Source organism: Clostridioides sp. ES-S-0054-01, from assembly GCA_021561035.1.
GTDB lineage: Bacteria > Bacillota > Clostridia > Peptostreptococcales > Peptostreptococcaceae > Clostridioides.
Genome location: CP067346.1, coordinates 3,458,807 through 3,479,215, shown reverse-complemented (window position 1 = coordinate 3,479,215; position 20,409 = coordinate 3,458,807). Strand labels below are relative to the sequence as shown.

Annotated in this window: 17 protein-coding genes; 11 read left to right on the top strand and 6 right to left on the bottom strand. The window is 28.9% G+C overall.

Going from position 1 to position 20,409, the window contains the following annotated elements:
* The first annotated feature begins 26 nt into the window (after positions 1 to 26).
* Both JJC02_15875 and JJC02_15870 read left to right on the top strand, forming a co-directional pair.
* Positions 27 to 1,244 carry a DUF4179 domain-containing protein gene (locus JJC02_15875; GenBank protein UDN54331.1) on the top strand — a complete coding sequence of 406 codons (1,218 nt, stop codon included), beginning with the start codon at positions 27 to 29 and terminating at the stop codon, positions 1,242 to 1,244.
* A gap of 103 nt (positions 1,245 to 1,347) precedes the next feature.
* Entirely contained in the window at positions 1,348 to 2,394 is a 1,047-nt protein-coding gene (locus tag JJC02_15870; protein ID UDN54330.1) for a collagen-like protein, read from the top strand.
* 211 nt (positions 2,395 to 2,605) lie between these two features.
* On the opposite strand, the gene JJC02_15865 is transcribed toward JJC02_15870, so the two are convergent.
* The 6 genes from JJC02_15865 to JJC02_15840 form a co-directional block, all read right to left on the bottom strand.
* A complete protein-coding gene (locus JJC02_15865; protein ID UDN54329.1) occupies positions 2,606 to 3,361 on the bottom strand; it encodes a 4-hydroxy-tetrahydrodipicolinate reductase in 756 nt (251 codons plus the stop codon).
* A 316-nt stretch (positions 3,362 to 3,677) separates the two neighbouring features.
* A complete protein-coding gene (gene dapD / locus JJC02_15860; GenBank protein UDN54328.1) occupies positions 3,678 to 4,394 on the bottom strand; it encodes a 2,3,4,5-tetrahydropyridine-2,6-dicarboxylate N-acetyltransferase in 717 nt (238 codons plus the stop codon).
* 201 nt (positions 4,395 to 4,595) lie between these two features.
* Positions 4,596 to 5,345, bottom strand: a complete 750-nt coding sequence (locus JJC02_15855; GenBank protein UDN54327.1) for a 4-hydroxy-tetrahydrodipicolinate reductase — start codon at positions 5,343 to 5,345, stop codon at positions 4,596 to 4,598.
* 67 nt (positions 5,346 to 5,412) lie between these two features.
* Positions 5,413 to 6,300 (bottom strand): 4-hydroxy-tetrahydrodipicolinate synthase, encoded by an 888-nt coding sequence (locus JJC02_15850; protein UDN54326.1) that lies wholly within the window; start codon positions 6,298 to 6,300, stop codon positions 5,413 to 5,415.
* 116 nt (positions 6,301 to 6,416) lie between these two features.
* The gene (locus tag JJC02_15845; GenBank protein UDN54325.1) at positions 6,417 to 7,418 is read right to left on the bottom strand and encodes an aspartate-semialdehyde dehydrogenase; all 1,002 of its coding nucleotides are present in this window, start codon (positions 7,416 to 7,418) and stop codon (positions 6,417 to 6,419) included.
* 429 nt (positions 7,419 to 7,847) lie between these two features.
* Positions 7,848 to 8,729 carry a 4-hydroxy-tetrahydrodipicolinate synthase gene (locus JJC02_15840; GenBank protein ID UDN54324.1) on the bottom strand — a complete coding sequence of 294 codons (882 nt, stop codon included), beginning with the start codon at positions 8,727 to 8,729 and terminating at the stop codon, positions 7,848 to 7,850.
* A 321-nt stretch (positions 8,730 to 9,050) separates the two neighbouring features.
* Between JJC02_15840 and JJC02_15835 the strand changes: the two genes are divergently transcribed.
* The 9 genes from JJC02_15835 (at position 9,051) to JJC02_15795 (ending at position 20,205) form a co-directional block, all read left to right on the top strand.
* Positions 9,051 to 10,244 (top strand): L-serine ammonia-lyase, encoded by a 1,194-nt coding sequence (locus JJC02_15835; GenBank protein UDN54323.1) that lies wholly within the window; start codon positions 9,051 to 9,053, stop codon positions 10,242 to 10,244.
* Between the two features lie 206 nt (positions 10,245 to 10,450).
* Positions 10,451 to 11,569 (top strand): N-acetyldiaminopimelate deacetylase, encoded by a 1,119-nt coding sequence (locus JJC02_15830; GenBank protein UDN54322.1) that lies wholly within the window; start codon positions 10,451 to 10,453, stop codon positions 11,567 to 11,569.
* 131 nt (positions 11,570 to 11,700) lie between these two features.
* The gene (locus JJC02_15825; protein ID UDN54321.1) at positions 11,701 to 11,946 is read left to right on the top strand and encodes a small, acid-soluble spore protein, alpha/beta type; all 246 of its coding nucleotides are present in this window, start codon (positions 11,701 to 11,703) and stop codon (positions 11,944 to 11,946) included.
* Positions 11,933 to 12,679, top strand: a complete 747-nt coding sequence (locus JJC02_15820) for a methyltransferase domain-containing protein (GenBank protein UDN54320.1) — start codon at positions 11,933 to 11,935, stop codon at positions 12,677 to 12,679. The genes JJC02_15825 and JJC02_15820 overlap by 14 nt, the downstream gene beginning before the upstream one ends.
* A 263-nt stretch (positions 12,680 to 12,942) precedes the next feature.
* Complete coding sequence (gene hslO, locus JJC02_15815; protein ID UDN54319.1) at positions 12,943 to 13,818, top strand: Hsp33 family molecular chaperone HslO; 876 nt, start codon at positions 12,943 to 12,945, stop codon at positions 13,816 to 13,818.
* A 417-nt stretch (positions 13,819 to 14,235) separates the two neighbouring features.
* Entirely contained in the window at positions 14,236 to 14,613 is a 378-nt protein-coding gene (locus JJC02_15810; protein ID UDN54318.1) for a hypothetical protein, read from the top strand.
* Between the two features lie 92 nt (positions 14,614 to 14,705).
* Positions 14,706 to 16,883 carry a DUF1430 domain-containing protein gene (locus JJC02_15805; GenBank protein ID UDN54317.1) on the top strand — a complete coding sequence of 726 codons (2,178 nt, stop codon included), beginning with the start codon at positions 14,706 to 14,708 and terminating at the stop codon, positions 16,881 to 16,883.
* Positions 16,884 to 16,888: 5 nt separating this feature from the next.
* Positions 16,889 to 17,533 (top strand): putative bacteriocin export ABC transporter, encoded by a 645-nt coding sequence (locus JJC02_15800; GenBank protein ID UDN54316.1) that lies wholly within the window; start codon positions 16,889 to 16,891, stop codon positions 17,531 to 17,533.
* A gap of 431 nt (positions 17,534 to 17,964) precedes the next feature.
* Entirely contained in the window at positions 17,965 to 20,205 is a 2,241-nt protein-coding gene (locus JJC02_15795) for an excinuclease ABC subunit UvrA (GenBank protein UDN54315.1), read from the top strand.
* Positions 20,206 to 20,409: the final 204 nt, after the last annotated feature.

Genomic DNA, 20,409 nt, shown 5'->3' with positions numbered 1-20,409 from the left:
AAAATATAGAAGAAAAGGAGAATTTTATGAGAGATAAATTTGATTTATTTAATGATACAAATATAGATATAGGAGAATATGATGATGTTGTATTGAGTAGTGAAGAAAAAGATGAGATGAAAAAGAGAATGAAATTTAAGGTTCAATATAATAAGAATAATAATTTTAAGAGGTATGCTCTAGTAGGGGGATTATCAGTAATTATTTTAGGCACATCTGCATTTACTAATAAAACTACTCTAGCATATATGCAACATCTAGGAAAACAAATAGAATATTTCTTTAATAAGGATACTGAAGAACTTAAACCTTATAAAAAGATTGTGGATAGTGTTGCTACAGATAAAGGAATCAGCATAAAGTTAAATGAGATTATGCTTGGAGATGGAGAACTATTCCTCAATATAAGTGTTGATGATAGTAAGCTTGATAAAGATACTTTGGGATTAAAGAAAGAAAATGGATTCTTAGGAATTGATGATATTAAAATTAAAGTTGGAGATATGAACTTTGTCTCAATAACAGGTCCTTCTACATCAGAAAAAAATAAAGATGGTACTACTAATATGCTTATGACCTGTAAACTTGATAATTTGGATAAGAATGAAGATGGGAAAAGTGATATAGAAAATTTTGATTTATTAAAAAACATAGATTTAAATAAGAACTACGATATAAAGATAAGTATAAATAAAGTAGAGTATGAGTTAAACAAGGATATAAAAACATCAAAAGAAATAGAAATAGGAAATATGGGTGGAGTAGAAGGTGAACATCTAAATGGGTATCTTAGTGGGAATTGGTCATTTAATACAAATATAAATGGTTCAAATATAGTTAAAGATACAAGGATTTATAATGTAGATAAGAATGTAAAACTAAAAAATAAAAATGTTGATGTTGATTTAATATTGAAAGAAGTAAGAGTTTCTCCTACAAAGGTTAGGATAATATATGGATTTAAGACTAATAAATATAATTTTGATAAGGATGATAATGCACCAAAGATATTAAAGTTTGCACTTAAAGGTGGAAGAGGAAAAAATTTAGAGCTTCTTAGTGGTTCTGGAGGCTATGATTTAGGATATTCTAAAGGCAATTATGTTGAATCTTATTTAGAATACGAAATTAAAAAAGATGTTAAAAAAATAAGTGTGACTCCAATAATAGAAGACTGGGGTAAGAAAGGCAACAATGTAACAACATTTAATAATCAAAGTATAGATATTGATATAAGTGAATAGATATATTCTCACATAAGAAATTGTCGATTCATATAATTAATTAGAGCAATACTCAATAGTCATAGAGTATTGCTCTAATTTTAAAATAGGGAGGATTTATTATATGAGTGCTTACAATGACAATTTAGGTTCAAGCTTGTATCAAGATGTAGGTCCAACCGGTCCAACAGGCCCAACCGGTCCTAGAGGAGCAACCGGAGCAACTGGGGCAAATGGAATAACAGGTCCAACAGGAAATACAGGAGCAACCGGAGCAAATGGAATAACAGGTCCAACAGGAAACAAAGGAGCGACAGGAGCAAATGGAATAACAGGTTCTACAGGTCCAACAGGAAATACAGGAGCAACCGGAGCAAATGGAGTAACAGGTCCAACCGGAAACACAGGAGTAACAGGGTCAACAGGTCCAACAGGAGTAACAGGAGCAACCGGAGTAACAGGGGCAAATGGAGTAACAGGTTCAACCGGAGCAACCGGAGCGACAGGAGCAAATGGAGAGACTGGTCCAACAGGTTCAACCGGAAATACAGGAGCGACAGGACCAACAGGAGCAGTAGGAGCAACCGGAGCAAATGGAGTAACAGGTTCTACAGGTCCAACAGGAGCAACTGGAGTAGCAGGAACAGCAGGTGTAATAGGTCCAACAGGCCCAACAGGGGCAAATGGTGTGGCAGGAGCAACCGGAGCAACAGGAGCAACCGGAGCAAATGGAGCAACAGGTCCAACGGGTCCAACAGGAGCAACAGGGGTATTAGCATCAAACAATGCACAATTTACTGTATCATCTTCAAGCCTTGGGAATAACTCACTAGTAACATTTAACTCATCATTTATAAATGGAACTAATATAACTTTTCCAACAAGTAGTACCATAAATCTTGCAGTTGGAGGCATATATAATGTATCTTTTGGTATACGTGCTATACTTTCTCTTGCGGGATTTATGTCAATTACTACTAATTTTAATGGAGTAGCTCAAAACAACTTTGTTGCAAAAGCAGTAAATACACTTACTTCATCAGATGTAAGTGTAAGTTTAAGCTTTTTGGTTGACGCTAGAGCAGCAGCTGTTACTTTAAGTTTTACATTTGGTTCAGGTACGACAGGTACTTCTCCAGCTGGGCATGTATCAGTCTATAGAATACAATAATTAATATGACAAATAAAGAAAACTATAAAATAGCAAATGATATGGTTCTATATAGTAATAAATAAAATAATAGAGAAGAGAGTCTTTATAGACAAAAGGACAGTATACAAGTTGGAAACTCTTAGAATATATATTAAAATCTCAATCAATTAAGTATTCAAATTATCAAATATGAATATCTAAATAGATTGAGATTTATTATGTACAAAATTTATCCTAATATATCTGACATTTTATAAAGCCCAGATTGTTTGCTAACTAAAAATTTAGCTGCAACTATAGAACCGTTTGCAAACACCTCATCAGATTGAGAATGATGACTTAGTGTAAGAACTTCATCATCACCTGCAAATATAACGTCATGGTCACTGATTATATTGCCACCTCTTATAGAGTGTATTCCAATTTCATTTGGTTTTCTTTTACAATCTCTACCATATCTTCCATGTGTATTTATACTTTCAGGCAAGGAGTCTTTAATTGCATTGGCTATCATAGTAGCAGTTCCACTAGGAGCATCTTCTTTTCTATTATGATGTTTTTCTATGATTTCAATATCAAAGCCTTCTAACATCTTTGAAGCATCCTTAACTAATTTTATTAAAATATTTACTCCAAGAGATGTATTTGATGATAATAATATAGGAATATTTTTTGATGCTTCTTCTATTTTGTTTAAATCACTCTCATCATATCCAGTAGTAGCTAATACTACAGGTGTATTATTCTTTAGTGCATATGATAAGATAGGTTCTAAAGTTTCGTGATGTGAAAAGTCTATTATGACATCAGCATTTTCATTTACATCAGTAATTGTTTTATAAAGCCTTGTATCACCATGAGATATTTTTTTACCAGCAGACCTAGCTACACCACAAACTAGCTCTAATTCACTATCTTTTTTTACACATTCTGCTAATACTCTTCCCATTGTACCATTATAACCACTAATTATAACTTTCAACATAAATTCCTCCTATGAAATTAATAAAAATTTGTTATATTGTTGTAAGTTTATTTTATCACTAATATAATTTATATAAAACAATATTAAAAATAATAAGAGTATAATTTACTAGATATTAAAAAATTGAACTTAGATTTAATCTATATTAAATATAGGTTCATATATCACAAAATTTACTTAAAAATCAAAATTGAAGGAATTAAAAATATATAATAATAATAAAAACATTACAAGTGAGGAATAAGATAAATTATAAAAAAGAGGCATATCTCTATTTTGAGATAGCCTCGTTCTTAGTTAATACATTACTATTTAATTAGTCTAAACTTCTAAGGTCATCCATAAGTTTAGTCTTGTCAGCCGTTTTTTCATCTTTCATTTTTATAACCTTAGCAGGAGAACCAGCAACAACAGCACCAGCTTCTACGTCAGTAGTTACAACAGCACCAGCTGCAACAACAGCACCTTTACCGATTCTAACACCTTCAAGAATGACTGCATTAGCTCCTATTAAAACATCATCTTCAACTATAACAGGAGTAGCAGAAGGTGGCTCTAAAACACCAGCAACAACAGCACCAGCACCTAAGTGAACATTTTTACCAAGAGTACCTCTAGCTCCAATAACAGCATTCATATCTACCATAGAACCTTCACCAATAACAGCTCCTATATTTATAACAGCTCCCATCATTACAACAGCATTTTTTTCTATAGTAACCATGTCTCTTATTATTGCACCTGGCTCTATTCTTGCATGTTCACTTAAAGTATTTTTTAGAGGAATAGCAGAATTTCTTCTATCGTATTCTACATGAGTATCTGTTATATCTTTACCATGTTTATCTAATACTTCCATTATATCTTCATAGTCACCTACAAATATATAAGAACCATTACTTCCAAATACTTTAAATTTATCAGTTGATTGGAAATGTAAAGAATTAGTATTTACATATACCTTAACAGGTGTTTTCTTTTTTACTTCTTTTATATATCTTGCTATTTCATAAGCATCGTTTAAATTTACCATTTGTTAATTCTCCTTGTATTTCATTATATTTCTTTTATTATATACTTATTTATCAATTTTAGTATATACTTACTTCTCATTATTTATATTTTATTTTACAGATTTTTTATTGTATAAGCATAGTATTAAGTAAATTTATTTATCATATATATTTGTATCATATATATTTGATTTATACTGTTTATTATTATATTATTGTTATTATCCTAACATACTGTCCATATTATAAAATCCTGGTTTTTGTTTAACTAAGTATTTAGCAGCAGCTATAGAACCACTTGCAAAAATACCACGAGATTGGGCTTGATGGCTTATTGTAAGGACTTCATCATCTCCAGCAAATAGAGCATCATGTTCACCAACAATGTTTCCACCTCTTATAGCGTGAATACCAACTTCGTTTGGTTGCCTTTTTGCACTGCGACCATATCTACCATAATTATTTTCAACGTTTGGTAAAACCTCTTTTATAGCGTTAGCAATCATAACAGCTGTGCCACTTGGGGCATCTACTTTTCTGTTGTGATGTTTTTCTATTATTTCTATATCAAATCCTTCTAATAATTTAGATGCATCTTTAACCAATTTCACTAATACATTTACACCAAGAGACATATTATATGATTGGAATATAGGAATAACTTTAGCCGCTTCATGTATTTTGTTCATTTCTTCATCATTATATCCAGTAGTAGCAATTACTAAAGGAGTCTTCGTTTTTAAAACATAAGATAAGATATTATCTAAATTAGAGTGATGAGAAAAATCTATAACTACATCAACTTCTTCAACTATAGTGCTCATATCTTCATAGATTTTGAGGTCACCTTCACAGCTATCCATACCTCTAGCTGCAACACAAACCAATTCTAATTCACTATCTTCTCTTATAGTGTCGGCTAAAATCTTACCCATTTTTCCATCATAACCAGTTGCTATAACTTTTAACATAATTTCCTCCTATGATTAAGGGCTAACTTTTGACCAAACTTATCCTTTTACTATGCATTAATTTTTACTATGCATTAACTTTTAGTCCAAAGTTAACTAACTCTTTCTTTAATACTTCTAAATTTGCTGGGTCCATTTCTGCCAGAGGTAATCTTAAATCTCCAACATTGAATCCTAATAAATTCATTGCAGTCTTAACTGGTATAGGATTTACTTCTATAAATAAAGCTGCAATCAGAGCATCCATACCAAGTTGTAATTTTCTAGAACCTTCAATATCGCCTTCAAAGAATTTGGCTACTAAATCGTGAGTTTCTTTAGGGCAAACATTAGCAAGTACTGATATAACTCCTTGACCTCCTAAAGATAACAAAGGAAGTATAGTATCATCATTACCAGAGTAGATAGCAAAGTCATCTGGTATCAAGCTAGCTATTTCTGCAACTTGTCCTAGGTCTCCACTAGCTTCTTTTACAGCAACTATATTATCTATTTTAGCAAGTTCAACTATAAGGCTAGGACTTATAGTTACACAAGTTCTTCCAGGGACATTGTAAAGTATAATTGGAAGTTTGACACTATTAGCTATTGTTTCAAAATGACGTTTAAGCCCAGCTTTATTGGCTTTATTGTAATAAGGAGTTATTATTAATAGAGCATCTACTCCTAATTTTTCAGCTTCTTGACTTAAATTAACTGAGTGCATAGTATCATTAGAACCACTTCCAGCGATAACAGGAACTCTTTTATTAACTTTTTCTACAACATACTTAATAGTAGCAAGTTGTTCTTCATCAGTCATAGTATTAGCTTCACCAGTAGTACCACAAGATACTATAGCATCAGTACCATTAGCTATTTGGTATTCAACTAATTCACCTAATTTGTCAAAATCAACCTTGTTATCCTTTGTAAATGGTGTAACTAGAGCAACAGCAGAACCTCTAAATATCATATAAAATCAATCCCCTCTTTTTTATTTTTGTGTTTTATATTACAGTTACTTCTAATGCTTGTTTTTGAATTATTATTAATATTTTACAAAATCATATATTTATACAAGTTTGTACATTATACTAAATCGTATGATAAAGCCATTTCAGCTATTTGAATTGCGTTAGTTGCAGCGCCTTTTCTTATATTATCAGCAACAACCCAAAGATTTACACCATTATCAACACTAAAATCTCTTCTTATTCTTCCAACAAATACTTCATCTCTATCATCAAATTCTACAGCAGTTGGATATTCATTTTTAGCAGGATTATCAACTACTACAACACCTGGAGCCTCTTCAAGTGTTTTTACTAAATCCTCTAATTCAAATGGATTGTTAAATTCAACGTTTATAGATTCACTGTGACCATTTTTTACTGGAACTCTTACAGTAGTTGCAGTTATTTTTAAGTCGTAGTTATCAAGTATTTTCATAGTTTCATTTACCATTTTCATTTCTTCTTTAGTGTATCCATTTTCAGTGAATGAATCTATATGAGGAAGACAGTTGTAAGAGATTTGATGAGGGTAGAATCCAGTAGGATTGCCATTCATTCCTTTCTCTAAATCTTCAACACCTTTAACACCAGAACCAGATACAGCTTGGTAAGTAGAGTAAACGACTCTCTTAATTTTGTATTTGTCATCAAGTGCTTTAAGAGGAACCATAGCTTGTATAGTAGAGCAGTTAGGATTAGCTATTATACCCTTATGATTTTTTATGGCTTCTGGGTTAACTTCAGGAACTACTAAAGGTACATCTGGATTCATTCTCCATTGACTAGAGTTATCTACTACTAAGATTCCATTTGAAGCAGCTATTGGAGCATACTTTTCACTAATACTTCCTCCAGCAGAGAATAATGCTATTTGTATGCCTCTATCAGTAAATGAAGTTTCCTTTAATTCTTCTACTATATATTCTTTACCACAAAACATTACTTTAGAACCAGCTGATTTAGAAGAAGAGAATAAAAATAGATTTTCTATTGGAAAATTTCTTTCTTCTAATACTTTTAAAAATGTTCTACCTACCATTCCAGTAGCACCAACTATTGCCACATTTACTTTTTTCATATAAATTCACCCCAATTTTAAATTATTAAAACATTGTTTTATTTGATTTTAGTTATACAAGTAAGATATGTTAATATTTTTATATATCCAAAAACTTTAATATTATATTAACAACTTTAATTATATACAAAAAACGCACAAAGGTATACTTTGTACGTCTAATTTATCACTCAAAGTAAACCCTGTAGCTCATCACCTATAAAAATAAGTGACAGTATTACACATGTTATGTGCAATCCCAGAAAATATTATTGCAAGAAATATTTTCTTCGGCTGTAAATCCTTTTTCCAATCATTAACACCTGCCAGCTACTATTGGATACTCTTAGTTACAGCTACCTCTACCCTAGGTTAATAGGATATTAAAATTTGATTATTCTAATAATAATACATATTTAAGAAAAAATCAACTTATTTATATATATATTGCTAAAATTTAAATCCAAAATTTGTCAACTCTTGTTTTAACACATTAAGATTAGATTCTTCCATTTCAGCTAGAGGAAGTCTTAAATCTCCAACATTAAAACCTAAAATATTCATGGCAGTTTTAACTGGAACTGGATTTACTTCTATAAATAAGGCAGCAATTAAAGCATCCATATCAAGTTGTAATTTTTTTGAGCCTTCAATATCACCTTCAAAGAATTTAGCTACTAAATCATGCGTTTCTTTAGGACAGATGTTAGCAAGTACAGAGATAACACCACTTCCACCTAATGATAATAGTGGTAGTATGGTATCATCATTACCGGAATATATAGCAAAATCTTCAGGCACTAATTTAGCTATTTCTGCAACTTGAGCTAAATCTCCACTAGCTTCCTTCACAGCAACTATATTATCTATTTTAGCAAGTTCAGCCACAACAGTTGGCTTTATATTTACTTTAGTTCTTCCTGGTACATTGTATAAAATAATTGGTAACTTAACGCTATTTGCTATTGTTTCAAAATGAAGTTTAAGACCTCTTTCATTAGTCTTATTATAGTAAGGAGTTATTATTAAAAGACCGTCCACTCCCAATTTTTCAGCTTCTTGACTCATATGAACAGACAACATAGTATTGTTTGAACCAGTACCTGCTATAACAGGTATTCTTTTATTAACTTTTTCAACTGTATATTTTATTACAGCAAAAATTTCAGATTCACTCATAGTAGTCGCCTCACCTGTTGTTCCACAAACAACTAGTGCATCTGTGTCATTATCAATATGGTATTCGATTAATTCACCTAATTTTTCAAAGTCGACATTATTATCCTCTGTAAATGGAGTAACTAAAGCAACAGCAGAACCTTTAAATAACATATAATCAAATCTCCTTTTTATCTAAATTTAATTTTTTAAGTACAATAATAATTATAGTACAAATTAATTAATTTTAATAGGTATAGTTAATATCTTAACTGTTTAAATAAGATATTTATATTATATTAATATTATAAAAATTTGAAATAAATGTTTTATTCTCAAAATATGTATATTAATTTAATAAAATATACCAAAATGGAAATAAAAAATAAATTTTATGCGAATTTAATAACTAATAATTAATATATTTAGGTTATAATAAATATGTGCGTAAAATCTAATAATAAGTAATAATACCGAAGATTCAGGAGGAATAATATGGATACTTTAAAGGAACTTTTTAAAATAGGAAGTGGACCTTCAAGTTCTCATACTATGGGACCACAAAGAGCAGCAGAAAGATTTAAGAATGAAAATCCAGATGCAGAAAGTTTTAGAGCAATATTATATGGTAGTTTGGCAGCTACAGGGAAAGGTCACTTAACTGACTATATAATTGAAAAAACCATAGCACCTAAAAAAGTTGAAATTGTTTGGAAAGAAGATATTATAAAAGATTTTCACCCAAATGGAATGAAGTTTGAAGCTTTAGATAAAGATGGAAATGTAACAGCTGAATGGACTGTATATTCTATAGGTGGAGGGACTATAGCAGAAGAAGGTCAAAGAAACAGTAAAAGTAAGAGCATATATCACTTAGATACAATGGATGAAATAGTAAAATGGTGTAAAGAAAATGACAAGACTTTAGTAGATTTTGTGTTGGAATGTGAACCAGAAGACATAAAAGATTATATAAAAACTATAAAAGATGCTATGAGAAAATCTATTGATGATGGACTAAGTACGGATGAAACAATACCAGGTAAACTATTATTAAAAAGAAGAGCAAGTACATTTTATAATGCATATCAAAAAGATAAGAATTTCTCAACACTTATATATGCATATGCACTAGCAACTTCAGAGCAAAATGCTTCTGGTAATATAATAGTTACAGCTCCAACTTGTGGTTCTGCTGGTGTAATACCAGGAATATTCTTTGCAATGCAGGATTTCTATAATTATGATGATGAAAAAATAATTGAAGCACTACTTGTAGCTGGAATAATAGGTAATATAATAAAAACTAATGCTTCAATATCTGGGGCAGAGGTAGGATGTCAAGGTGAAGTTGGCGCAGCTTGTTCTATGGCAGCAGCGGCAGTAGCATATTTAAAAGGTGGTACAATAGACCATATTGAATATGCGGCAGAAATAGCACTTGAACATCATCTAGGAATGACTTGTGACCCTGTACATGGATATGTTCAAATTCCATGTATAGAGAGAAATGCTATGGCAGCTCAAAGAGCTTATGATGCAGCTAATTATGCATTATTAACTGATGGTTCACATTCCGTCTCCTTGGACCAAGTCGTTGAAACAATGAAAGAAACTGGTATCGATATGCTGGATAAGTATAAGGAAACTGCTAAGGGTGGACTTGCTAAACATTTCTTCTCTTGCTAAAAAATGAAATTTTTTAATAATAATTCCCCTGTTTTGATTTATGAAACAGGGGAATTATTATTAATGGTGAATTATTTAATAATGCAAAATATTTTTATATTCAATTTAGTTTTTTATTTTTAATTAATATAGTATGTTATATAATATTTTAACTATAAGAGATATAGAAATATTTTTTTAATAAAATAGAATTTGGAGGAGATTACATGAGAGAGGCATCATATTTACAAGAGCAACTTTATAAGCATAGGAAGTCATTAAATCCTATTGCAGAGATTGGGAGAAGAGAGTATAAGACTTCAAAATACATAAGAGATTATCTTGATAAATTAGGAATTGAGTATGAAGTTTACTTAGAAACAGGTATAGTAGGTGTAATAGAAGGGAAAAGACCTAAAAAAGATATTGCTTTTAGAGCTGACATAGATGGTCTTCATAGTGAAGAAGGGGTAAAACATTTATGTGGTCATGATGGACATGCTACTATATTACTTGGATTAATTGAGTATTTAAATGATAATAAAGAAGAGTTAAATGATAATATAGTATTTATATTTCAGCCAGCAGAAGAAGGTCCTGGGGGAGCAAAAGCTTTAATAGATAAAGGTGTGCTTAGAAAATACAATGTTGACGAAATATATGGGCTTCATATATATCCAGAGCTACCAGAAGGTTATGTAGGCACAAGAGAGGGCTACTTTATGGCTCAAATAGGAGACATTGACATAGAAATAGTGTCTAAAAGTGGACATGGAGCTATGCCACAAAATGGAATTGATGGTATAGTGATAGCTTCAAACTTTGTAAGCTCACTTCAAACTATAGTATCTAGAAATATAAGTCCAATAGACAATGCAGTGTTGACTATTGGTAGAATTGAAGGTGGAGCTAGAAGAAATATAATAGCTGAAAATATAAAGATGGAAGGTACTATGAGATGTTTTAGCCCAGAAGTGTATGAGAGAATGAAGCTTAGAGTTAGGGAACTTGCTAGAGGGTTTGAATTAGCTTATAACTGTAAGGTTAATATAAATATTATAGATGATTATATTGCTGTTAAAAATGACAAGGGATTGTATCAAGAGTTTGTAGAAGCTGTTGGAAATGATACTGTTGTAGAGTTAGAGCCACTTATGATATCAGAAGATTTTTCTTATTATCAAAAAGAAGTTCCAGGATTATTTTTTATGTTAGGCTCAAGAAATGAAGAAAAAGGATTTGTAAATGGTCTTCATAATATAAATTTTAATTTTGATGAAAAGATATGTGTAAATGCATTGAATGTTTATTCAAAGTTATTAAAATATAAAAAGGCTATAGATTAGAGAAATAAATTATAAAGATTAAAAAGTTAAAATGCCTAAATTTAAAAAGATGTGAATTGATAAATACCCCTTACATATTTGTATAAATTTCTTTTAATTGACAAAAATACAAATATGAAGGGGTGATTTTTTTGAAAGAAAATATGCAGAGAGAAAAGAAGATAACTAATGGCAAGAATACTAAAATATTGACAAATGATGATATAATGAAATATGAGATAGCCTCAGAACTAGGTCTTATGGACAAAGTTGGTGAACGTGGATGGGCAGGACTTACAGCTAAGGAAGCTGGAAGAATTGGAGGTATGCTTACATCACGCAAAAAGAGGCTAAAAAAGATTGTAGAGGGGCTAAATAAAAAGGATGAGTCAATATAGTGATTTTGCGTTTGTATATGATGAGCTTATGAATGAAGTTGATTATGAAGGATGGGTTAAGTATATAGAAGATATAATAGATTATGAAGGTGTAAAAGTAAAAAATATATTGGAATTGGCATGTGGTACAGGTAATCTTACAATTCCATTGACTAAAAAGAATTACGATATAGCTGGTATCGATATATCTGATGAGATGCTTAGTGTAGCAAGAGAAAAGGCGGAAAAAGAAGGAGTAGAACTAGTTTTACTTCAACAAGACATATCAGAGCTTGATTTTGAAATATCTGATTTGGATTGTGTACTTTGTGCTTGTGATGGATTCAACTATATAACTTATGATGATGATTTAGAAAATGTATTTTCAAAGACATATGAATTGTTAAAGAAAGATGGAATATTTATATTTGATATAAGTTCATTTTATAAATTAGCTAATGTATTGGGAAATAATATGTATGGAGAGAATAGAGAAGATATAGCGTATATGTGGCAAAATTACTTTGATGAAGAAGAGAATCTAATTGAAATGGAACTGACCCTTTTTATTAAAGATGAATGTGGAAAGTTTGAAAGATTTGAAGAAGTACACCAACAGAGGGCGTACACTGAAGATGAGATAGTTGATATGCTTAAAAAATCTGGTTTTAAAGATATAAAATCTTATGGAGATTTTACTTTTGATAAACCTAATGAAGAAAGTCAAAGGATATTTTTTGTGTGTAAAAAATAGGATATTTTTATATGTAAAAAAATTTTGTATATAGAAGATAAATGTCATATGAAAATACAACAAATACAGGTTTATATATTAAAACAAAGTGATGATGCTTTATAAACTGTTACTTTTTGATAATTATAAAGTTTTATAGATTGAGAGTAAATCTAATATAGAAGAACTATTATCTAAGGTTAAAATAGGTAAGTATTTATATATTAAAATTAAAATAATAATATAGTGAAATGAGATAATTAACGAAATATGGAGGAATATAAATGAGAGATTATGTACTAAGAGCAACATCAGGAAATGGTCAAGTTAGAGCATTTGTTGCAACTACTAGAAACACAGTAGAAGAAGCTAGAAGATTACATGAAACTACAAAAGTAGCAACAGCAGCACTTGGAAGAACGTTAACAGCGACATCTATAATGGGACTAATGATGAAAAATGATAGTGATAAATTGACTGTAATAATAAAGGGTGGAGGTCCAATTGGAACTATTATCGCAACTGCAGATTCTAAGGGAATAGTAAAAGGATATGTGGGAAATCCACAAGTAGAGGTTGAAGACTATCCAAATGGAAAGTTAAATGTAGCAGCAGCGGTAGGTACAGAAGGTGTTGTAAAAGTTATCAAAGACTTAGGTCTTAGAGAACCATATAACGGGACTTATCCATTGGTAAGTGGAGAAATTGCAGAAGACTTTACTTATTATTTTGCTGTATCAGAGCAAACTCCATCAGTAGTAGCTTTAGGTGTGCTTACAAAAGAAGATGAAGTAGAGTTTGCTGGAGGATTTATAGTGCAATTGATGCCAGATGCAGAAGAAGAGACTATAGCGAAGTTAGAAGAAAATGTAGCAAACTTACCTTCAATAACTAATATGCTAAAGGAAGGAAAATCACCAGAAGATATATTAAATATTGTTTTAGATGGTTTGGAGCCTAAAATACTTGATACTTGTGAAGTTGGTTTTATGTGCGAATGTTCAAAAGAAAGAGTAAAAACTGCGTTGGTTGCAATCGGTAAAAAGTCATTAGCTGAAATAATAGAAGAAGATAAAAAAGCAGAAGTTGGTTGTCAGTTCTGTAATAAGAAGTATATGTATAGTGAAGAAGAGTTGCTTGAGATTTTAAAGGAAATGTAGAGTATGGGAATAGCCATATTGATGTAGTAATGTCATATTGATATAGTAATTAAAGTATAGTTTATCAACAATAGACATATTTGTATTAAAAAATAAGCTCAATAAATTTTTAAGCTTAATAAATTTTAAGAATTAAGAAGCTTTCTGGCTGTAATATTTGCAATGTTACAGTTAGAAGGCTTTTTTATTTTAGTCTACTTTATAAATAGTTCTTTTAAAGATTTCTTATTGAATATAATAATATAATGTATTTTTTATTAATGTGTATATAATTATAATGAATCCTCTTCATATATTTATATAATTTAAAAAAATTTTAATATTCTATTTATATATAATTATTTAGTTAAATTGTCCAAAAAAGGCATAGTTGTTCGTTATATATTTATGAAAAAATAAATAAAGGGGGATTTTCGAATGATGAAAAAACTAATGTCTTTAACTTGTACAGCAGTAATATGCCTAGGTATAACTGGAGTGGTATTTGCTGAGAGTAATGAAACTGAAGGTGGTGTTCATGTATTTGCTGATAATCAAACTAGAGATTCAAGTGGGAAGGAAAATGTAGGTGGAGGCGTATGGGAATATTCATCTACAACTATACGTAATAATGGAACAGGGTCATATTTGAAAGAGTGTAAATCTAATTTTTATCAAAAAAGCAAAAGACATTCATCAACTGCACGTGTTGGAAGTGCAAAAGATTATGATGAAGTTCCAGCTAAATTAACGTCACATGCAAGAGCTGTTGGAAAGGTATATGAAAAGGCAAAAGCATACTGGAGTAATCGTTAGTAAATATAAATCATTTACATAAAAAGAGGCTAATTAAGTGCCTCTTTTTATGTAAATAAAGCAATATCTATTGTACAAAGAAAGGTGATATTATGAAGAAAATTTTAGTATTATTTCTTTTTATATTTTCTGTATTTTTATATGCTGTTAATTTTAGTCAATACGATTCAGAAAAAGCAAATGAGTTAAATAATTTAGAATCAACTATAGCTAGTCCTTTTAGTATCCCTAATGATGGTGTATTATCCTCTGGAAAAGAAATGTATCAAATAATAAAAAAAGTATCAAATAATATGAATGTAAATATATACAGAACATGTACTAAAGCAAATAAAAATGGAGAATTTGAATATGTAAAGTATATATTAATAAACAATAAATCAACTGACTTTTTTAAGTCTATAGATATTGATAACTTTTCTAAAAGAAGTAATTTAGAAGGTAATAAATTTTATGGTACAGAGAATACAAAATCTAAAAATCAAATTGGATTGATAAAGGACTTTGGAAATAATGACAAAATATCAATATATGATTTTAATAAACTGTATGAAAATTTTCCTGTTGCAGGTACATATTCAGTAGAACTTAGTGATGGAATAAGTATGTCTGATTTTTTATCTAATTTATCTACTGAAATAAATAAAAACTTAAATACTAACTTAAAACGAAGCGATTTAATAGCGGAAGAAACTGATGAAATTCAGAATAAAAAAGCAAATTTTTTATTTCAATTGTGTACTTTTATATCAGCAATAGTTAGTATTTTATTAATTATTTTTATAATATTTAATAATTCTAAACAAATATCAATATATAAGCTTCATGGAATAAAGGATAAATCTATTTGGAATGATTTATTTCAAAAATACATTAATGTGTCCTGTTTTTTATTTATATTATTTTCAGTATTAATATCTCTGTTTTTTGGTCTTCCTAGAGATTTTATATCTATTGTATTATTTAAACAAATACTTTATTTTATACTTTTCAGTATAATATCACTTGTTTTTTATATGTATATGAGCGGGTGTAATATCAATATGAATCTGAAAAATAAAAATTCTGATATTATTATAGTAATATTCAATTATACTTTTAAAATAGTGGTAGTTTTTATATTGGTTACAAATTGTATCTCTTTGATAAGTAATATAGATACTTTGAACTATAAACTAGAAAATCTAAAAAATTGGAATAAGGTAAAAGATTATGGTGCAATTTATCCAGTTTTAGTTGGAAATGATGGATTAGAGAAATCAGAAACAGAGATTAATGCAACGGAAAAACTGTATAATTTGTTAAATAAAAAAGGGTCTATATATATAAAATCTAATCTTTATGAAGATGATAGGGAAAAAGATAAGTATTTTGATGGATATTTTACTTTAGTAGTTAATCCAAATTATCTAGAAAAATTTCCGATTTACAATATTAGTAATGAAAAAATAAATGTTGATGAAAATGATACTAATTGGATTGTATTAATTCCTGAAAAGTATAAATATGAAAAAGAAAAAATTATGAAATATATAATTGATAGTAGAAAATCTATATACGATTTTGAAATAGATAATTTTACAGGGAAAAAGTATGACAGCATTCTTTCTCAAAAAATTAAAATTATTTGGACTAAAAATGACCAAAATATTTTCTCATTTAATCCAGATGTAAAAAAGCAGAATAATAATATATTAAAGAATGAAATTATAGAAGTAATGACCGAAAAAAATTCTTATCCTAATGAGAAGTATGGTATTTGGGGAGGAGGAAATACAGATCCCCTTAAAATAAAATTAAAAGATAATGATGCAGAAAAAACATATAAATCATTATTGCCATATCTAAATAAATGGAGTCTAAGTGATAACTATACTACATTGATAAACAGTAATGAATTAATATTAAATTATATACATACTTTAAAATATAATATTAAAAATATACTTACTCAGATTATAGTAATAATTATAGTCTTTGCTATAATAATATTTCAAAATTCTTTGATAATATTTCAAATACTTAAGAAAAAGATTATTGTAAAAAGTATTCATGGTGCTGGATTTTTAAAAATATATGGAAATATTTTACTAATATTAGCATCAACATGGATTATTCAACTAGCCATAGAGTACTTGTTATCAAAATCAATAAAGTCCAATGTAATGTTAATATATATAGCATTTTTTATTATTGAATTTTTATTTACATTTTTATCTATTTCCATATTAAAAAGAAAGAATAAGATAAATATATTAAAAGGAGAATAAACTTTATGAATAATATATGTAAGCTTACGAATATAACAAAATTTTATAAAGATAAGGAAGTTTTTAATAATATAAATTTAGAAATTAAAAAGGGAGAAATGCTTGCTATAACTGGGAAAAGTGGCACTGGAAAGAGTACAATTTTGAATATAATTGGATTGTTAGATAAAGTTGATAGTGGAAATATTGAGCTATTTGGAAAAGATGTTACTAATTTGTCAAGAAGAAATAAGGAAATATTATTAAGAAATAAAATATCGTATCTATTTCAAAACTTTGCTCTTATTGATAATTATACTATTGGTAAAAATCTAGATGTAGCATTATATTACTCTAAAATGAACAAAAAAGATAAGGAATTGCTAAAGTTAAGGGTTTTGAAAGACTTGGATTTAGAAATTTCATTAAATAAAAAAATATATTCTTTATCTGGTGGAGAACAACAAAGAATTGCTTTAGCAAGGATTCTTTTAAAACCTAGTGAACTCATATTAGCAGATGAACCTACTGGTTCATTAGATTCTAAAGCAAGAGAAAAAATATTGTCAACATTAAAGTTATTGAATGATAGAGGCAAAACAATCGTAATTGTAACTCATGATGATATTGTTGCAAATATTTGTAGCAGAACAATTAGTATTGATAAGTAAAAAATATTCCTAGTTATAAAAATAAAATTATAACTAGGAATATTTTTTATTAAATAATTTACAATCTAACGAATTTATAATTTTTATTGGCGGATTTGATTCTAGTAATAATGGGTAATAATAATTATTTCAAAAGTATCTAATCTTATTTAAAATACTCATTTTTTTTTATTTATTAAAAGTAATATATAATTTTTTAAGAAATATCGTATCTTATTTATGATTTTAAAATCATAGATGAGATACTTTTTTATATTTTCTATAAAAATTAAACCCTACATTATACTACCAGATAAAACCTACATGCTATAATTTGACCTGTGTTTATGAAAAATAATGGGTAATCTAATAAAATAGTATTTTATTTAGGCATAATCACTACTATTATTTACTTCAAGAAATCTAAATAGAAACAATGTAGGAGGGAAAATATGAATAATGAATTTATAATTTTAAAAGGATGCAAAGAGAACAATTTAAAAAATGTATCTTTAAAAATACCTAAAAGAAAAATAACTATATTCACAGGTGTATCAGGTTCCGGAAAATCATCTATTGTATTCGAGACAATTGCAAAAGAATCCCAACGCCAGTTAAATGAAAGATTTAGTACTTTTATAAGAAGTTTTTTACCTAAGTATGGAGAAGTTAAAGCTGATTGTATAGAGAATCTATCAACTCCAATTATTGTAGACCAAAGTAGACTTGGTGGCAATTCAAGGTCAACTCTAGGGACTATTACAGATGTAAACTCATTTTTAAGAACCTTATATTCAAGATTTGGAAGTGAACGTATAGGTAATGCTAACATGTTTTCTTTTAACAATGTCGATGGTATGTGTCCAGACTGCCATGGACTTGGAAAAAAGCTAATGCCTAATATGAATAATATTCTTGATATGAATAAATCTCTAAATGAGGGAGCTATATTGCTTTCAGGGTTTGGAGTGGGTTCTTGGCACTGGAATATATTTGCTGAATCAAGATACTTTGAACTTGATAAAAAAATCTGTGATTATTCAGAAAAAGAGTTAGAAAAATTCTTATATGGTGAAGCAGAAAAGATTAAAGGAGAAAATGCTGGTCAAACTAATATGACATATGAAGGATTGTTAATTAAGTTTAATCGTCTATATTTAAGTAAACAAGTAGAAATCTCTGAAGCTACGAAGAAAAAAATGAGTAAACTTCTTATAGAAGACAAATGCCCTGTTTGTAATGGAAGGAGACTTCATGAAAGGGTGTACAAGTCTTTAATTAATGGCTATAACATAGCAGATTTAACTAGTATGCAAATTGATGAATTAGTTGAAATTATTAAAAATATAGATGAACCAGAAGCCCAACCTATACTTAAGGGAATAATAGAAAAATTAAATAGTATAATAGATATAGGTCTTGGGTATTTAAGCTTAGATAGAGAGACATCTTCTCTATCAGGGGGTGAATCTCAGCGTATAAAGATGGTTAAATATCTGAATAGTAATCTTGTAGATTTAATGTATATATTTGATGAACCAAGTGTAGGTCTTCATCCTAAAGATGTATATAAATTAAATAAACTTTTAAAACAATTACGTGATAAAGGAAATACAATTATAGTTGTTGAACATGACCCAGATGTCATTAAGATTGCAGACCATATTGTAGATGTAGGTCCAAAAGCTGGTAAGTATGGTGGAGAAGTTGTGTATGAAGGAAGTTATGAAAATTTACTTACAAGTGGGACAGTAACAGGAAATGCTTTAAATAAATTTCTTCCTATTAAAGAAAATGTAAGAGAACATAGAGGATATTTAGAAATTAAAAATTGCAATAAAAACAATTTAAAAAATGTATCTATTAATATACCTAAAGGTGTACTGACTTTAATTACTGGAGTAGCAGGAGCAGGTAAAAGTACCTTAATTAAGGATGAATTCTTAAATCAAAATCCTAATGCTGTGCTTATAGACCAAAGCCCTGTGTCAGCAAATTCAAGGTCAAGTTTAGCAACATACAGTGGCATTATGAACAATATAAGAAGTATATTTTCAAAAACAAATGGAGTGAATTCTTCTTTATTTAGCTCAAATTCAGAAGGAGCTTGTGATAATTGTAAAGGGTCTGGAATAGTAGAGATGAATCTTGCCTTTATGGATAGTATAAAGAGCGTTTGTAATATTTGTGAAGGTAAAAAATTTAAAAAAGAAGTTTTAGAATATAAGTTTCAAGGGAAGAATATAATAGAAGTTCTTGAAATGTCTGTATCAGATGCGATTGAATTTTTTAGTCTAAAGCAAATTAAAACAAAATTACAATGTATTGAAAAAATGGGAATAGGATACCTTACTTTAGGGCAAACTCTTGATACCTTATCTGGAGGAGAATGTCAAAGATTAAAGCTTGCTAGTGAATTGAATAAGGAAAGTTCAGTGTATATATTGGATGAGCCTACAACAGGTCTTCATATGGCTGATATTGAGAATTTTATAGATATAATTGAAGAAATTGTAGATAATGGAAATACTGTTATAATAATTGAACACAATATAGATGTAATTAAAAGAGCTGATTGGATTATTGATATGGGACCTGAAGGAGGAACAAAAGGCGGAAAAGTAATCTTTGAAGGTACTCCAAAACAATTATGTAATAATAAAGTATCATTAACAGCAAAGTATATAGTATAATGAATAAAATATAATAAATAAATGATATATTAATAAATATAATGGGTATGTAAAATGATACTTAAACTTAACAATATTAAATAATATGAGAAATATTCAAATTTAAATAAATATAGTGTCAGAAATTCGTTTAAATATCAAAATTTTAACGATTCTGGCATTTTTTCTTATTTTTATAGATAATATATAAGAAAATATTCTCTA

Bases quoted from the DNA above. Each gene is read 5' to 3' on its own strand.
- JJC02_15865 (UDN54329.1), bottom strand. From the start codon at position 3,361: ATGTTGAAAGTTATAATTAGTGGTTATAATGGTACAATGGGAAGAGTA.
- dapD (UDN54328.1), bottom strand. From the start codon at position 4,394: ATGGTAAATTTAAACGATGCTTATGAAATAGCAAGATATATAAAAGAA.
- JJC02_15840 (UDN54324.1), bottom strand. From the start codon at position 8,729: ATGTTATTTAAAGGTTCTGCTGTTGCTTTAGTTACTCCATTTACAGAG.
- JJC02_15800 (UDN54316.1), top strand. From the start codon at position 16,889: ATGAATAATATATGTAAGCTTACGAATATAACAAAATTTTATAAAGAT.
- JJC02_15870 (UDN54330.1), top strand. From the start codon at position 1,348: ATGAGTGCTTACAATGACAATTTAGGTTCAAGCTTGTATCAAGATGTA.
- JJC02_15845 (UDN54325.1), bottom strand. From the start codon at position 7,418: ATGAAAAAAGTAAATGTGGCAATAGTTGGTGCTACTGGAATGGTAGGT.
- JJC02_15830 (UDN54322.1), top strand. From the start codon at position 10,451: ATGAGAGAGGCATCATATTTACAAGAGCAACTTTATAAGCATAGGAAG.
- JJC02_15820 (UDN54320.1), top strand. From the start codon at position 11,933: ATGAGTCAATATAGTGATTTTGCGTTTGTATATGATGAGCTTATGAAT.
- JJC02_15835 (UDN54323.1), top strand. From the start codon at position 9,051: ATGGATACTTTAAAGGAACTTTTTAAAATAGGAAGTGGACCTTCAAGT.
- JJC02_15795 (UDN54315.1), top strand. From the start codon at position 17,965: ATGAATAATGAATTTATAATTTTAAAAGGATGCAAAGAGAACAATTTA.
- JJC02_15850 (UDN54326.1), bottom strand. From the start codon at position 6,300: ATGATATTTAGAGGTTCTGCTGTTGCTCTAGTTACACCATTTACAAAG.
- JJC02_15855 (UDN54327.1), bottom strand. From the start codon at position 5,345: ATGTTAAAAGTTATAGCAACTGGTTATGATGGAAAAATGGGTAAGATT.
- JJC02_15805 (UDN54317.1), top strand. From the start codon at position 14,706: ATGAAGAAAATTTTAGTATTATTTCTTTTTATATTTTCTGTATTTTTA.
- hslO (UDN54319.1), top strand. From the start codon at position 12,943: ATGAGAGATTATGTACTAAGAGCAACATCAGGAAATGGTCAAGTTAGA.
- JJC02_15810 (UDN54318.1), top strand. From the start codon at position 14,236: ATGATGAAAAAACTAATGTCTTTAACTTGTACAGCAGTAATATGCCTA.
- JJC02_15875 (UDN54331.1), top strand. From the start codon at position 27: ATGAGAGATAAATTTGATTTATTTAATGATACAAATATAGATATAGGA.